Annotated in this window: 14 protein-coding genes; 8 read left to right on the top strand and 6 right to left on the bottom strand. The window is 62.5% G+C overall.

Translation table 11 applies throughout. The features are described from left to right. Positions 1-64 precede the first annotated feature (64 nt). From lhpI to PO860_RS20550, 4 genes are all read left to right on the top strand, one after another. Complete coding sequence (gene lhpI, locus PO860_RS20565; protein WP_273884365.1) at positions 65-1,012, top strand: bifunctional Delta(1)-pyrroline-2-carboxylate/Delta(1)-piperideine-2-carboxylate reductase; 948 nt, start codon at positions 65-67, stop codon at positions 1,010-1,012. Beyond that, positions 1,009-3,474 (top strand): ATP-dependent helicase HrpB, encoded by a 2,466-nt coding sequence (gene hrpB, locus PO860_RS20560; RefSeq protein ID WP_183608375.1) that lies wholly within the window; start codon positions 1,009-1,011, stop codon positions 3,472-3,474. Before lhpI ends, hrpB begins: the two co-directional genes overlap by 4 nt. Before the next feature lie 22 nt (positions 3,475-3,496). Continuing rightward, positions 3,497-4,825 (top strand): ActS/PrrB/RegB family redox-sensitive histidine kinase, encoded by a 1,329-nt coding sequence (locus PO860_RS20555; RefSeq protein ID WP_183608376.1) that lies wholly within the window; start codon positions 3,497-3,499, stop codon positions 4,823-4,825. 67 nt (positions 4,826-4,892) lie between these two features. Continuing rightward, complete coding sequence (locus tag PO860_RS20550; protein ID WP_272783460.1) at positions 4,893-5,471, top strand: ActR/PrrA/RegA family redox response regulator transcription factor; 579 nt, start codon at positions 4,893-4,895, stop codon at positions 5,469-5,471. Positions 5,472-5,483: 12 nt separating this feature from the next. On the opposite strand, the gene PO860_RS20545 is transcribed toward PO860_RS20550, so the two are convergent. Then, on the bottom strand, positions 5,484-5,978 hold the full coding sequence (locus PO860_RS20545) for an MmcB family DNA repair protein (protein ID WP_097617726.1): 495 nt from the start codon (positions 5,976-5,978) through the stop codon (positions 5,484-5,486). A 179-nt stretch (positions 5,979-6,157) separates the two neighbouring features. Here PO860_RS20545 and PO860_RS20540 point away from each other — a divergent pair, with 179 nt between their 5' ends. Then, positions 6,158-6,841 (top strand): L,D-transpeptidase, encoded by a 684-nt coding sequence (locus tag PO860_RS20540; RefSeq protein WP_183608378.1) that lies wholly within the window; start codon positions 6,158-6,160, stop codon positions 6,839-6,841. 70 nt (positions 6,842-6,911) lie between these two features. Here PO860_RS20540 and PO860_RS20535 read toward each other — a convergent pair whose 3' ends face one another. From PO860_RS20535 to hslV, 5 genes are all read right to left on the bottom strand, one after another. Beyond that, entirely contained in the window at positions 6,912-9,080 is a 2,169-nt protein-coding gene (locus PO860_RS20535; RefSeq protein ID WP_272783461.1) for a malate synthase G, read from the bottom strand. Between the two features lie 85 nt (positions 9,081-9,165). Then, the gene (locus tag PO860_RS20530) at positions 9,166-10,578 is read right to left on the bottom strand and encodes a cytochrome P450 (protein WP_273884367.1); all 1,413 of its coding nucleotides are present in this window, start codon (positions 10,576-10,578) and stop codon (positions 9,166-9,168) included. A gap of 47 nt (positions 10,579-10,625) precedes the next feature. Then, entirely contained in the window at positions 10,626-11,573 is a 948-nt protein-coding gene (locus PO860_RS20525; protein ID WP_273881282.1) for a DUF1402 family protein, read from the bottom strand. A gap of 190 nt (positions 11,574-11,763) precedes the next feature. After that, on the bottom strand, positions 11,764-13,071 hold the full coding sequence (gene hslU, locus PO860_RS20520; RefSeq protein WP_273884368.1) for an ATP-dependent protease ATPase subunit HslU: 1,308 nt from the start codon (positions 13,069-13,071) through the stop codon (positions 11,764-11,766). A 119-nt stretch (positions 13,072-13,190) separates the two neighbouring features. Then, a complete protein-coding gene (hslV, locus tag PO860_RS20515; protein ID WP_004677140.1) occupies positions 13,191-13,718 on the bottom strand; it encodes an ATP-dependent protease subunit HslV in 528 nt (175 codons plus the stop codon). 177 nt (positions 13,719-13,895) lie between these two features. Here hslV and hisB point away from each other — a divergent pair, with 177 nt between their 5' ends. Genes hisB through hisH form a run of 3 tightly spaced genes read left to right on the top strand, consistent with a single transcriptional unit; the run spans position 13,896 to position 15,665 of the window. Beyond that, the gene (gene hisB, locus PO860_RS20510; RefSeq protein ID WP_273884369.1) at positions 13,896-14,504 is read left to right on the top strand and encodes an imidazoleglycerol-phosphate dehydratase HisB; all 609 of its coding nucleotides are present in this window, start codon (positions 13,896-13,898) and stop codon (positions 14,502-14,504) included. Between the two features lie 22 nt (positions 14,505-14,526). Beyond that, positions 14,527-15,012, top strand: a complete 486-nt coding sequence (locus tag PO860_RS20505; protein ID WP_273884370.1) for a DUF2628 domain-containing protein — start codon at positions 14,527-14,529, stop codon at positions 15,010-15,012. A gap of 2 nt (positions 15,013-15,014) precedes the next feature. Next, on the top strand, positions 15,015-15,665 hold the full coding sequence (gene hisH / locus PO860_RS20500) for an imidazole glycerol phosphate synthase subunit HisH (protein WP_272783464.1): 651 nt from the start codon (positions 15,015-15,017) through the stop codon (positions 15,663-15,665). Positions 15,666-15,673: the final 8 nt, after the last annotated feature.

Genomic DNA, 15,673 nt, shown 5'->3' with positions numbered 1-15,673 from the left:
GTCGCTTGCCTATGGTATGTCTCACTCGCTAGTTTGGCGGCGAAGAACGATACGGGAGTGAAGAATGCTTGTCCTCGATGAAGAACAGACGCGCGCAGCCCTGCCCTGGCCGGAGTTGATCGAGGCAATCGCCCGCATGTTGCAGAGCGAATGCGTGATGCCGGTGCGCCATCACCACGAGATGGATGTGCCAGGGGAGGAGAGCGCCACGCTGCTGCTGATGCCGGCCTGGGTTCCCGGATGCTATGCCGGGGTGAAGACAGTCTCGGTCTTTCCAGGCAACGTGCGCCGGGGCCTGCCGGCGATCTTCGGAACCTATCTTCTTTCCTCCGGCGCCACCGGCGAGATGCTGGCCGCGATCGACGGCGGCGAACTGACAGCACGGCGGACGGCGGCGGCATCGGCGCTGGCGGCCAGCTATCTCGCCCGTCCCGACGCGGAGGAGATGCTTGTCTGCGGAACCGGACGGTTGTCGCTCAACCTGATGTTTGCCCATGGCACGACCCGGCCGATCAAGAGGTACCGGGTCTGGGGCCGCAACGGCCAAGCGGCGGAAAAGATCGCGGCCGAAGCGCGGGCGCTCGGTCTCAATGCCGAGGCGGTCGCGGATACGCAAGCCGCGGCACGCACGGCCGACATCATTTCCTGCGCCACGCTTTCCGGCGAGCCGTTGATATCGGGCGAATGGCTGAAGCCCGGCGCCCATCTCGATCTCGTCGGCGCCTTCAAGCCGAGCATGCGCGAAAGCGACGACGAGGCTATCCGCCGCGCTTCGGTCTATGTCGATACCCGCGCCGGCGCCATCAGCGAGGCGGGCGACATCGCCCAGCCACTGAAAAGCGGCGTGTTGAAGGAAAGCGACATAAAAGCGGAGCTTGCGGAGCTCGTCAGCGGCGCCCGTGGCGGGCGAAGCAATGATGCTGAGATCACGCTATTCAAGTCGGTCGGCGCCGCACTGGAGGATCTCGCCGGCGCCATTCTTGCCTATGAGACAGTGACGGGCCGCCAGTGACCTTCAGTGCATCATTGCCGGATCTCCCGGTTTCCCATGTCCTGCCGGCCGTCGGTGCCGCCTTGGTCGAGCGGGGACGCGCCGTTCTTTCCGCGCCGCCCGGCGCCGGCAAGACGACGCTGGTGCCGCTTTACCTGCTTGACCAGGCCTGGCGCGGAAACGGCAAGATCATCCTGCTGGAGCCGCGGCGGCTGGCGGCGCGGGCAGCGGCAAGCCGGATGGCCTCGCTCATCGGCGAAGAAGTCGGCGGCACGGTCGGCTATCGCATGCGTCTCGATAACCGGATATCCGCAAGGACGCGGGTCGAAGTGGTGACCGAAGGGGTATTTGCCCGGATGATCCTCGACGATCCGGAACTGACCGGTGTCTCGGCGGTGATCTTCGACGAATTCCACGAGCGTTCGCTCGATGCCGATTTCGGGCTGGCGCTGGCACTCGACGTCCAGTCGGCACTGCGCGAGGATTTGCGTATCCTCGTGATGTCAGCGACCCTCGACGTCGACCGTGTGGCCGCCCTGCTCGACCATCCCCCCGTCATCGAAAGCCTGGGGCGCAGCTTTCCGATCGATATCCGCTACCAGGACCGGCCGGGCGGCGAACGCGTCGAGGATGCCGTCACGCGGGCGATCGTCGACGCGCATGCCGATGAGACCGGCTCGATCCTCGCTTTCCTGCCCGGCCAAGCGGAAATCACCCGGACGGTCGAACGTCTGCAGGGACGATTCGGAACCGAAACGCTGATTGCGCCGCTCTACGGCAATCTCAGCCAGAAGGACCAGGATGCGGCGATCCGCCCGGCATCCAAGGGAACGCGCAAGATCGTGCTGGCGACCTCGATTGCCGAAACGTCGATCACCATTGACGGCGTCAGGATCGTGATCGACAGCGGGCTGCAGCGCCTGCCGGTGTTCGAGGCGTCGACCGGGATCACGCGGCTGGAGACGGTGCGTGTGTCGCGGGCGTCCGCCGATCAGCGGGCCGGCCGCGCCGGACGAACGGAACCGGGTATTGCCATCAGGCTGTGGCATCAGGGCCAGACGGCGGCGCTGCCGGCCTTCACACCGCCGCAGATCCTGTCCAGCGATCTCTCGGGGCTGGTGCTCGATCTCGCCCATTGGGGCGTCCAGGATCCCACGTCGCTTGCCTTCGTCGATCAACCGCCGGAAACGACACTGAGGGAAGCCCGGGCGCTGCTTGGCCAGCTCGGCGCGCTCGACAAGGACGGAACGCTGACAGCGCGCGGCAAGGTGATGCGTGACCTCGCCTTGCCGCCGCGGCTTGCCGCCATGGTCGTCTCGGCGGGAGAAGCCGGGTACGCCAGGGATGCGGCGATGATCGCCGTGCTTCTCACCGAACAGGGGCTTGGCGGAACGAGCATCGATATCGAGGACCGGCTGCGCCGCTTCAAGGCCGAGCGCGGCGAAAGAGCCGAGGCTTCACGGCGGCTGGCGGGGCGGCTGGCGAGCGGTCTCGACAGCGTTGCCGCAACGGCGCCGGCGCTGGCAGGCCAGCTGCTGCTGCATGCATTCCCGGATCGAATCGCGCTTCAGCGCGGCGGGCGTGGCCGATTCGTGATGGCGAACGGGCGCGGTGCGGAGCTGCCGGAAACCGAGAGGCTGGCCGGCAGCCAGATGCTTGTCATCGCCGATCTCACCGGACGGGCGGCGCAGGCGCGGGTTCTGGCAGCAGCCGAGGTGACGCGCGGCGACATCGAAGCCGAGCTGCCCGGCGAGATCAAAACCGGCGATCAAATCTTCTTCGACCGGCAAAGCCGGCAAGTCAGGGCGCGGCGGGCAACCCGGCTCGGTGCGATTGTCTTCGAAGAGACGCCCTTGCCGCGACCTTCCGGGGCTGCGGTCACCCAGGCCCTGGTGGAGGGAGTGCGCGAGCTGGGGCTGGATCAGCTTGCCTTCTCGAAGGAGGCCGTGCAGCTCCGCGAGCGGATCGGCTTCCTTCACCGGACGATCGGCGAGCCTTGGCCTGATGTCAGCGACGGCGCCCTGCTTTCCCGGCTGGACGAGTGGTTCGCGCCCTTTCAGACCGAGGCCCGCGGACTTTCCGAGATTTCCGCAGCCGGGCTTTCGAACGGTCTGCTGTCTTTAGTGCCGCACGAGTTGCAGCGCGACCTTAGCCGGCTTGCGCCGACCCATTTCGAAGCGCCGACCGGTCAAAGGCATCCGATCCAATATGAGGGCCAAGAGCCGGTGCTGACGATCCGCGTGCAGGAGCTGTTCGGGTTGACGCAGCACCCGGCGATCGCCGGAGGCCGCCTGCCGCTGCTGCTCGAACTCACCTCGCCGGCGCACCGGCCGATCCAGACGACACGCGACCTGCCGGGCTTCTGGGCCGGCTCGTGGAGGGATGTGCGCGCCGATATGCGCGGTCGCTATCCCCGGCATCCCTGGCCGGAGCGGCCCGAAGAGGCGTTGCCGACGACACGGGCAAAACCGCGTGGTACATGAGAGCCATTCAGGGAGCCCCGGCATGATCGACAAGCCTGGCATGATCGACAAGACGGAAAGCCATACGCGGGAGGACCGGCACAGCAGCCGCAGGCTGCGTTTGCAGACGCTGGTGCGGCTGCGCTGGCTGGCGGTCGGCGGACAGGCGCTAACGGTCTTCATCGTGGCCTTCTGGCTGAAATTTCCCTTGCCGCTGATTGCCAGCTCTTCGCTGATCGCCGCGCTCGCCTGGGTGAATTTCTACCTGACGATCCGCTATCCGCCGACGCATAGGCTGGAGGCGCCGGCCGCCTTCGCTCTGCTCGGCTTCGATCTTCTGCAGCTCTGTGCGCTGCTCTTCATCACCGGCGGTCTTGCCAATCCTTTCGCAGCGCTCGTCTGCGTGCCCGTCATCATCTCCTTTGCCTCACAGCCGATCCGTTACAGCACGGCGCTGATCGGCTTTGCGATGGTCTGCATCACGGTGCTTGCCTTTTCGCCCTTTCCGCTGCCCTGGTTCGACGGCGTCGAGATCAACGTCCACAACGTCATGCAGTTCGGTGTCTGGTGCTCGATCGCCTCGACGATGGCCTTCGCCGCTTTCTATGCCTATCGGGTGTCGATGGAGGCAAGCCAGCTTGCCGATGCGCTGGCTGCGACCGAACTGGTGCTGCAGCGGGAAAAGCACCTTTCGCAGCTCGACGGGCTTGCCGCGGCTGCCGCACATGAACTCGGCACGCCGCTGGCGACGATCAGCGTCGTCGCCAAGGAAATGGAGCGCGAACTCAAGGACGACGATCGTTTCCGCGAGGATGTGATGTTGCTGCGCAGCCAGAGCGAACGCTGCCGTGACATCCTGCGGCGGCTGACGACACTCTCCTCCGAAGGCGAAGCCCATATGCGCCGGCTGCCGCTTTCCTCGATGATCGAGGAGATCGTCGCGCCGCACCGGGAATTCGGCATCACGCTCGAGCTGATCGAAAAAAGCCCACGCAAGGACGAGCCGGTGACCGACCGCAACGCCGGCATCATGTACGGGCTCGGCAATCTGATCGAAAACGCCGTCGATTATGCGCGGGAGAAAGTGATCGTCACCGTCGAGCACGATCACGACAAAGTTCTGATCGTCATCGAGGACGACGGTAATGGTTATGCGCCTGACATTCTGACGCGGATCGGCGAGCCTTATGTGACCAAGCGGCAGAAGGAGGATACGGCTGGCGGCCTCGGGCTTGGACTTTTCATCGCCAAGACGTTGCTGGAGCGCTCCGGCGCATCGCTGGTTTTCGAGAACCGCGACCCGGAAAGTGCGGGCGCACGTATCCGAATCGAATGGCCGCGCATGCTGATCGACGCAAATTCGACAAAATGACTTTGTCGGCATAAACAGGAAAGAGCGGTTGACGGAGTTCGTGCGCTCAACCGCCGGGGCCGAGACGATGACAGAACAGAATCATGACAATTTCGCCGCGTCCGATGAAGACCATATCGGTCCTGACGCCAGCCTGCTGATCGTCGACGACGACGGACCATTCCTGCGCCGCCTGGCCCGGGCGATGGAGACGCGCGGTTTCGAGGTGGAGACGGCCGAATCAGTGGCGGAAGGCGTCGCAAAATCGAAAGGCCGCCCGCCGAAATATGCGGTGGTCGATCTCAGGCTCGGCGACGGCAACGGGCTCGACGTCATCGAAGCCATCCGCCAGCGGCGCGACGACACGCGAATCATCGTCCTGACCGGCTACGGCAATATCGCAACGGCGGTGACGGCGGTGAAGCTCGGCGCCGTCGACTACCTGGCAAAGCCTGCGGATGCCGACGACGTGTTTTCGGCGTTGACGCAGCGGCCGGGCGAAAAGGCGGAGCTTCCCGAGAACCCGATGTCGGCCGACCGGGTGCGCTGGGAACATATCCAGCGGGTCTATGAAATGTGCGAGCGCAACGTCTCCGAAACGGCGCGCCGGCTCAACATGCATCGGCGGACGCTGCAGCGCATCCTTGCCAAACGCGCGCCGAAATAAGCAGGCGCAGCATCAGACATCGTCCACGGTAAACGGCTTCCCGCTCGCCCATTCGGCCATCATCAGCCGTTGCGCGGCGGCGCGCGAGAAATTGAGTGTGACGGATTTTCGTGTGGCGGGCGCCATGCGGTGTTCCGGCGCCTCGCGAATCATATGCGCGCCATAACCATCCGAGAGGAAAAGCCCGCACTCCTCGGGAAAGATGTCGAGTGGCACGTCCTTATGAGTCGCGAAGAACAGGCGGTCGCAATGCAGCCTGTATTCCGGCCATTTGCGATCCACCCTGAAATCCTCGATCGACGTCTTGATTTCGATAATCCAGACCTCGCCCTTTTCCGAAACCGTGATCAGATCGGCACGGCGGCCGCTCGCCAGCGGCAGTTCGGGCAGCACAGCATGGCGCATTTCATGCAGCAAAATCTGCGTTCCCCGCCGCACCATCATGGCCCTGTCCGATTGCCGGCCGTCGATTAACGGATTGTTATTGTAAACGCTCAAAATCGTCATGGATAACCATCAGAGGGGCTGGCGTGTTGTTGCAAAAAAACCATGCGCTTCTAATTTGCGCCGCAGACGGATTTGTCGCGCTGCAGTAGCCTTGCAAAGCGCAAGTTAATCGAAAATAAACCATAATCAACGATGGTCGAAAGACTGTTCTCCTTGCCCCAAAACTTCAAGAGTTATCTATGCGCATCCGCAATGCATTCCCTGTATTTGGCCTGTTGACGACGCTCGCTCTGGCCGGTTGCTCCACGAGCTCAGACAGCGCGTCCGTCGACAACAAGGGCGCAGGTCCGACAGTACAGACGGCCCAGATCTTCGATGACGCCTACGGCGTGACGAAGGATGCCGGATACTCGCTGCCGGCGATCCCGATCAGCCGGGTCAAGCCGCAGTTCCGCCGCCAGGTTGTCAACTACGAGACCACCGAGCGTCCCGGCACGATCATCGTCAACACGCGCGAGCGCTTCCTCTATTACATCCTGGCCAACGGCAAGGCGATGCGCTACGGCATCGGCGTCGGCAAGCAGGGCTTCGCATGGGCTGGCACCGCCTACGTCGCCTGGAAGCAGGAATGGCCGACCTGGCACCCGCCGAAGGAAATGGCTGTCCGCCGTCCTGACGTCGCCAAATACGTCGAAGACGGCATGGGCCCGGGTCTCAGCAATCCGCTCGGCGCACGCGCCATGTATCTCTTCAACGAGGACGGCAAGGACACGCTGTTCCGCCTGCACGGCACGCCGGAATGGGCCTCGATCGGCACCGCCGCTTCCTCGGGCTGCATTCGCCTGATGAACCAGGACGTCATCGACCTCTACAGCCGCGTCCGTCCCGGCAAGGGTACGTCCAAGGTCATCGTCATCCAGTAAGCTAATTATCGAATTCGGTATAAAAAAGGCCGCCGGGACTGTCGTTCCGGCGGCCTTTTCATATGCTCCGTTATGCCTGCTGCGCCTTGAGTTCGAGGCGGCGGCGGTGAAGCACCGGCTCGGTGTAGCCGTTCGGCTGCTCCCTGCCCTTCAGGACGAGATCGAGGGCGGCCTGGAAGGCGATCGAGCCGTCGAAATTGCCGGCCATTGGCCGATATGCCAGATCCGACGCATTCTGCCGGTCGACGACGGCGGCCATGCGCTTCATCGTTTCGACGATCTGAGCCTCGGTGACCACCTTATGATGCAGCCAGTTCGCCATGTGCTGGGCCGAGATGCGCAAGGTGGCGCGGTCTTCCATCAGGCCGACATTGTTGATGTCGGGCACCTTCGAGCAGCCGACACCCTGATCGACCCAGCGCACGACGTAGCCGAGGATGCCCTGGGCATTGTTGTCGAGCTCGCGCTGGATTTCCTCCGGCGTCCAGTTCGGCCGCACCGCTACCGGTACGGAGAGAATATCCGAGAGCTTGGCGCGGGCCCGGTCCTTCAATCCCTGCTGGACTCGGGCGACATTGACCCGGTGATAATGGGTGGCGTGCAGGGTGGCGGCCGTCGGCGACGGCACCCAGGCGGTGTTGGCGCCGGCCTTCGGGTGGGCGATCTTCTGTTCCAGCATCGCCGCCATCAGATCCGGCATCGCCCACATGCCCTTACCGATCTGGGCATGGCCGGCAAGGCCGCATTCGAGGCCGATGTCGACATTCCAGTTCTCATAGGCCGAAATCCAGGCCGCCTGGCGCATATCGCCCTTGCGAATCATCGGGCCGGCTTCCATCGAGGTGTGGATTTCGTCGCCGGTGCGATCGAGGAAGCCGGTATTGATGAAGACGACGCGCTCGCGGGCGGCACGGATGCACTCCTTGAGATTGACCGTCGTGCGGCGCTCCTCGTCCATAATGCCCATCTTGATGGTGTTGCGCGGCAGGGCGAGCGCATCTTCGACCCGCGAGAAGATCTCGACGGCGAAGGCGACTTCCTCGGGACCATGCATCTTCGGCTTGACCACATACATGGAGCCGGTGCGGGAGTTCTTCTTCCGGCCGGCCGGGCCGATATCGTAAAGCGCAATCAGGCCGGTGATGACCGCATCCATAATGCCCTCAGGCACTTCGTTCCCATCCCTGTCGAGGATCGCCGGATTGGTCATGAGGTGGCCGACATTGCGCACCAGCATCAGCGAGCGGCGGTGCAGCTCGAAGGAGCTCCCGTCCGGACCGGTATATTGCAGATCCGGATTGAGCTTGCGCACGAAGCTCGTCCCGCCCTTTGCCACCTCCTCCTGCAGATCGCCTTTCATCAGGCCGAGCCAGTTGCGATAGACAGTGACCTTGTCCTCGGCATCGACGGCGGCGATCGAATCCTCGCAGTCCATGATGGTGGTGATTGCCGATTCCAGCCAGACATCGGAAATATGAGCCGGATCGGCTTTCCCGATCGTCGTTGCCGCATCGATGACGATTTCGATGTGAATGCCGTTGTTCTTGAGGAGAATATGGGTCGGGGCGGCGGCATCGCCGCGATAGCCGGCAAAATGCCCGCCATCCTTCAGCATGGTCTGCTCGCCATCAATCGATCTGATGGCCAACGCTCCATCCTTGACGACCAAGCTGCCGACATCCTTCCAGCTGCTATCCTGCAGCGGGGCTGACGTATCGAGGAAATCGCGCACCCAGGCGATAACCTTCTCGCCGCGCTTCGGATTGTAGCTCTTGCCCTTTTCAGCGCCGTCAGTTTCGGGAATGGCGTCGGTGCCATAGAGCGCATCATAGAGCGAGCCCCAGCGGGCATTGGCAGCGTTCAGGGCATAGCGGGCGTTCATGACCGGGACGACCAGTTGCGGGCCGGCGATCGAGGCGATCTCCGGATCGACATTTTGGGTCGAAACCTGGAAGTCCGATCCCTCCGGCAGGAGATAACCGATTTCGCGGAGGAAGGACTGGTATTCGTCCATATCGGCAGGCGCGCCATGCCGGCGATACCAGTCGTCGATCTTGACCTGCAGCTCGTCGCGTTTTGCCAGCAGCGCACGGTTCTTCGGGGCGAGGTCGTGGACTACAGCCGAAAAATCGGCAAAGAACTTATCCGCATCGACCGCCAGACCCGGCAGCACCTCCTTGACGAGGAAATCATGAAGGACGGTTTCGACGGCAAGACCGTTCTTATCAACGCGGCTCATGCGGCATTCTCCCTGGCAACAACTTTGAATCCGGTCACTTTGCGCGGCTTTCATTCACAGTCAATTCCGCAATAATTCGAAAGATTTATGCTTTCGTGGAAATTATGCGCGGCGTGACGCGCATCGGCAGCCCGTTCTGCGGCTGCGTCGTCAGTTTTTGCACCGGCCAGGGATGGGTCTGAGCGGTGGAATCGAAGCGATAGCGATGCATCAGGACGGCAAGGGCAATCACCGCCTCCTGAAGCGCAAAGGTTGCGCCGATGCAGACACGCGGACCGGCGCCGAAAGGCAGGAACTGGAAGCGGCCGATAGAGCCGCGATTTTCCGGCAGGAAGCGCTCGGGCATATAGGCGCGCGGCCTGTCCCAGTGAAGTTCGTGGCGATGCAGCGTCCAGGGCATGATGAGCACCGTGACATCGGCCTCGATCTCGACCCGCTCGCCCTTGGCGCTCGTCCAGGAATCATCCGATATGGCGGCGCGATTGATCGATGGCGCCGGCGGGTAGAGGCGCAAAGCCTCCTCGAAGGCGGCGCGCGTCTGCGGCATCATATCCAGCCATTCCACCGGTTCGGCCTCCGTGGCGAGCACCGCGTCGATTTCTTGTTCCATCGCCTCGCGGATATGCGGGCTGTTCGATACGCAATAGAGCGTCCAGGCCAAGGCCCGCGCCGTGGTCTCATGCCCCGCGCCGATGAAGGTCAGAATATTGTCTTCGATTTCTTCCTTCGTCAGCCCGTCGGGACCGGCCTGTTCCAGCAGCAGCGTCAGGAAATCCTCGGGCGCGCTGCCGCGATCCGTCTTCATTTTTGCGAGCCGCATATCCATCGTGTCACGCACGATGGCGCGGAATTTCTCCAGCACTTTCTGACCGCCGATGCGTGTCACACGTGGAACCCAGGACGGAGCGCGCATCAGATCCATCGGATCGATGCGGCCCATGCGATGCAGGAGTTCATTGACATCGTCGGCGAAATGGCCGCTCGAGGTGACGATTTCACCTGAAAATAGCGTGTCCGCGAGGATAGCGAAGGTCAGCTCGGTCATGTCGGTGCTGATATCGAAAATATCGCCGGTCTCGCCTGCGCTCTCATATTTGCGGACGTAGTCTTCGGACTGGCGCAGCATCTGCCCGGCGAAGCCTTGGGCATGGCGGGGCGTAAAAATAGGCGCCACCGCCTTGCGTGATCTCTTCCAGACCGGACCTTCGGCGGTCAGAAGGCCGTCACGGAGGATCGGACGCAGAACGAGCTGGCGAATGTCCGACATGCGGTAATTATTGGCATTGTCGACCAGCACATGTTTGATCAGGCCGGGATCGTTGACGATCAGGGTATGTTGCCCGAAGAAGCTCGTCTTGATCCAGGGCAGCGTGTACGACGGCTCGCCCCAGAGTTCGAGCGGGTTGCGCAGGATGATGCGGATGATGTCCAGCCGGCTCGGCGGCACGGTGCGCGGCAGCGGTGCCGGCGGAACGAAGGGGTCCGGACGCATGTCCATTGGAAAAGCCTTTCGGGGAAGATCACGTCTTCCCGGCAAGCTTGAAGCTAGAGCAGGCCCTTGAGTTCGTCCAGCTTGTCGTTGATCAGCCAGCCGTAATAATTCTCTTCCGGCCAGGCGGTCGCACCGGCGCCGCGGTTCTTGGCTGCAAGGGCGGCGGCGCGCTGGCGCGAATTGCCGACATTGTACAGCGTCGCCGTCAGGCCGGGATTGCCCGAGATGTCCATGCCGGCGATCTCCTTGTAATCGTCGATCGACCTGCGGATCGAAGCCGCGACGAAAGCCAGCGAGATATCGGGATCCATGATGGACTTGTAGACGGCGCCGGCGTTCTTCTCGTTGAGTTTCGGATAACCGGACACGCGGGAAACGAGATCGGAGAGCATCAGCGCCGTCAACGGATTAACCTGGCCGAGACCGAAGGTCTGGCCGGCATAGAAGGGCTGGAAGAAGACCGCGCTGAAGCGATTGTTGGGGAAGCTCTTACCATCAACCGTCTTGCCGCGGAAATCGCTTTCCCAGACATCTTCGCGGCAGGACCAGAGCGTGTAGGAATCACTCTTGCCCTTACATTCGGCAAATTGGGGCCGCGCCACGAAATCGTCGACGTTTTCGCCGTCATAGGCGAAGCGGAAACTTTCCCCGGCATAGGAAGCGGCCTTGACATAATAGGCCTGCAGGCGGTCGTAGGCATCGACATTATAGGTGTGCTCGCCGACGATCGCGCCGACGACATGGATGGGATTGATGCCGTAAGCGCTGGAGACCTTGCGGATCTTGGCCATCAGCTCGTGATCGGTCGCCAGAAGCTCGTGGACCTTTTCATATTTCAGATCGAAGCTGCTCTTGGTGCCCTTGGTGCGCCGGATGGAAGCGCCGGGAATGTCGGGCTGCTCGGCGTGACGGTTGCCCGCCGGCACCGTCTGCATGGCGAAGGCAGGCGCCGAATTCACCAGGGCAACGGCAATCAAAAGGCTTGTCAAAAGGCGTCGCACGATCCGCTATCCCGTCCCGTTCCATCGTCCTGCTTGCGATGCGGCTGACTGGACCAGAATCTTGGCCGAATAAAGCCGGAGCGGAAAACAAAACGGGCCTTCCCTAAAAAGGAAAAGGCCCGCTGTCGAGAGTGGAGTTCGTCACAATCCGGCATTCACATCGGGAAAGACATGGACCGGTGCGCCGATATCACAGAATGAAGCGCGACAGATCGGTATTCTGCGCGAGATCGCCGACATGTTCGCGCACATAGGCCGCGTCGATCGTGATCGCTGTGCCGCCGCGATCCGGCGCGTTGTAGGAAATGTCGTCCAAAACCCGTTCCATCACCGTCTGCAGACGGCGGGCGCCGATGTTCTCGACGGAGGAGTTCAGATGCACGGCGACATCGGCCAGCGCATCGATCGCATCGTCGGTGAATTCGAGGCTCAGGCTTTCGGTTTCCATCAGCGCGCGATACTGGCGGATGAGGCTTGCCTCCGTCTCGGTGAGGATCCGGCGGAAATCCTCCTTGTTCAGCGGACGCAATTCGACACGGATCGGCAGGCGGCCCTGCAGCTCGGGGAGAAGATCCGAAGGCTTGGAGACATGGAAGGCGCCGGAGGCGATAAAGAGGATATGGTCTGTTTTGACAGGCCCGTATTTGGTCGAGACCGTCGTGCCTTCGACGAGCGGCAGAAGGTCACGCTGGACGCCTTCACGGGAAACCCCGGCGCCCATGCCGCCGTCGCGGGCGGCGATCTTGTCGATTTCGTCAAGGAAGACGATACCGTCATTCTCGGTGGAGCGAACGGCCTCGCGCTGGATCACCTCATTGTCGATCAGCTTGTCGGATTCATCGCGGATCAGGTCGCTGTAGGAGGCCTTGACCGTCGTGCGGACCTTCTTAGTGCGCCCACCCATCGCCTTGCCGAACATTTCCGACAGGTTGAGCACGCCGATATTGGCGCCGGGCATGCCGGGTATTTCGAAGCCGCCCATGCCGGAACCGGCATCAGCCACCTCGATATCGATTTCCTTGTCGTCGAGTTCGCCGTCCCTCAGCTTCTTGCGGAAGTTTTCGCGGGTGGCGGGCGACGCGGTGGTGCCGACCAGCGCATCGAGAACACGCTCCTCGGCGCTGACATGCGCCTTGGCCTGGACCTCGGCCCGCTTCTTCTCGCGCACCAGGCCGACGCCGACCTCGACCAGATCGCGGATGATCTGCTCGACATCGCGGCCGACATAGCCGACTTCGGTGAATTTGGTGGCTTCCACCTTGATGAAGGGTGCGCCGGCGAGTTTTGCCAGGCGCCGCGAGATCTCGGTCTTGCCGACACCGGTCGGGCCGATCATCAGAATGTTCTTCGGCATGACTTCGTCGCGCAAGCTGGGGTCCAGCTGCTGGCGGCGCCAGCGGTTGCGCAGCGCAATCGCGACAGCGCGTTTAGCATCATGCTGGCCGATAATGTAGCGGTCGAGTTCGGACACGATCTCGCGGGGGGAAAAAGTCGTCATTGGGTGTCATTCTCCTGGCGGCCCGGGCCATCAGCAGCGCCCGGCCGTAATTCGTCGTTGTTTCGCCAAGTCCTCGAAGGCCTGTCTCGTCTAGGCCAAGCGCCTAGGCGGCATGCGGTTCAGCCTTCGACATCCAAGGATTCCACCACGATGTTGTGGTTGGTGTAGACGCAGATGTCGGCAGCGATATCGAGGGCGCGACGCGCGATCTCTTCGGCCGATTTGTCGGTATCCATCAGCGCGCGGGCGGCGGCAAAGGCAAAATTGCCGCCCGAACCGATCGCCGTCGTGCCATGCTCAGGCTCCAGGACGTCGCCATTGCCGGTGATCGCCAGCGTGATTGACTTGTCGGCGACGAGCATCATGGCTTCGAGATTACGCAGGTATTTGTCGGTGCGCCAGTCCTTGGCGAGCTCGACGGCGGCGCGCATCAGCTGGCCGGGATATTGCTCCAGCTTCTTTTCAAGCCTCTCGAGCAGGGTAAAGGCATCGGCCGTGGCGCCGGCAAAACCGGCGATCACCTCGCCCTTGCCGATGCGGCGCACCTTGCGGGCATTGCCCTTCATGACGGTCTGGCCGAGGCTCACCTGGCCGTCGCCCGCCATCACCACCTTGCCGCCTTTTCGAACTGTAATGATCGTTGTCATCAAACACCTGTCTGCCCTTGACGCGGGCTACTCCACCAGGCCGCACACCGGCCTTGTTGAACCCTATGTAAGTGGGCCGGCGCCGTTTGCAAATGGGCCGGCTTTTCTCTTGCCCGGCTTCTGGATATTTGCCGATGCGCCTGATAAGGAACGGCCTTATTCCCGATGGAGGGCCATATGGCCGAGACCGCAGCAAGCCGCACCGGCAGCGTTTCCCGCAAGACCAACGAGACCTCGATTTCGGTTTCCGTCAATCTCGACGGCACCGGCAAATCGAAGATTTCGACGGGCGTCGGCTTCTTCGACCACATGCTCGACCAGCTTTCGCGGCATTCCCTTATCGACATGGAGATCGAAGCCAAGGGCGACCTGCATATCGACGACCACCACACGGTCGAGGATACCGGCATCGCCATCGGCCAGGCGATCTCCAAGGCGCTCGGCGACCGGCGCGGCATCGCCCGCTATGCCTCGATCGATCTCGCCATGGACGAGACGATGACCAAGGCCGCGGTCGATCTGTCCGGCCGGCCGTTCCTCGTCTGGAACGTCGCCTTCAGCGCGCCGAAGATCGGCACGTTCGACACCGAACTCGTTCGCGAATTCTTCCAGGCACTCGCCCAGAATGCCGGGATCACCTTGCATATTTTCAACCATTATGGCGCCAACAACCATCATATTGCCGAGACATGCTTCAAGGCCGTTGCCCGCGCATTGCGCACGGCGACAGAGATCGATCCGAGACAGGCGGGCCGTGTTCCCTCGACCAAGGGCACGCTCGTCTGAGCCCCTCAAGGGAGCGGCGACCATGACATCAAGCTATATCTTCCTGACACCGCCCGGCGGCACGAGCGCCACGGTCGAGGAGACGAGGACCATCCGCGACGGCTTCACGTTCCTCGGCTTCCTCTTCCCGTGGCCATGGCTGCTGGCACATCGGCTTTGGCTGCATGCAGCCGTGGCCTTTCTGCTGCAGGGCGTCGGTGGGGCGCTGATGGACGAACCGGGCCTTGGGCCGGCGGGAGCAGCCATCCTGCTGGGCGTGAATGTGCTGGTCGGTCTGGAGGGCCAGAATTTCCGTATCCGCAGCCTTGCTGCCAAGGGCTGGACCGAAGACGCACTCATTGCTGCCGATACCATCGGCATTGCCGAGCAGGTCTATTTTTCAGACAGGGCAGCCATCACACATAGTGACGACAACGCCGTACCGGATTGGGGGAACAAGCCCCGCCCGAACGGTCCATATAGCCACGGCACGTCGCTTGGCCTCTTTGGTTTTGATGGAGAACGCTGACGATGCGCGTCGCGATTATCGACTATGGTTCCGGCAATCTGCGCTCGGCGACCAAGGCTTTTGAGCGTGCCGCTCGCGAAGCTGGCATCGATGCGCATATCGATCTCACCGACAGGGCGGAGGACGTTGCCGCGGCCGATCGCATCGTGCTTCCCGGCGTCGGCGCCTATGCCGATTGCCGGCGCGGCCTCGATGCCGTGCCTGGGATGGCCGAGGTGCTGATCGAGGCGGTGGAGAGGAAGGCGCGGCCGTTCCTCGGCATCTGCGTCGGCATGCAGCTCATGTCCTCGCGCGGCCTCGAGAAGACCGTGACGCACGGTTTTAACTGGATTCCCGGCGACGTCATCGAGATGACGCCCGACGATCCCGCGCTCAAGATCCCGCAGATCGGCTGGAACACGCTCGACCTGAAGCGCGAACATCCGCTGTTCGACGGCATTCCCACAGGCTCCCAGGGGCTGCACGCCTATTTCGTCCATTCCTACCATCTTGCCGCCGAAAACGCCGAGGATGTGATCGCAACCGTCGATTATGGCGGCCCGATGACCGCTTTGGTCGGACGCGACAACATGGTGGGGGCACAGTTTCACCCGGAAAAGAGCCAGAAGCTTGGGCTGGCGCTGATCGCCAATTTCCTGCGCTGGAACCCGTAATACCGCCG

The sequence above is a fragment of the Rhizobium binxianense genome (genome assembly GCF_028994275.1).
Lineage (GTDB): Bacteria > Pseudomonadota > Alphaproteobacteria > Rhizobiales > Rhizobiaceae > Rhizobium > Rhizobium binxianense.
Note: the sequence above shows the minus strand (reverse complement) of the source record. Positions and strands in the feature narration are given on the sequence as shown.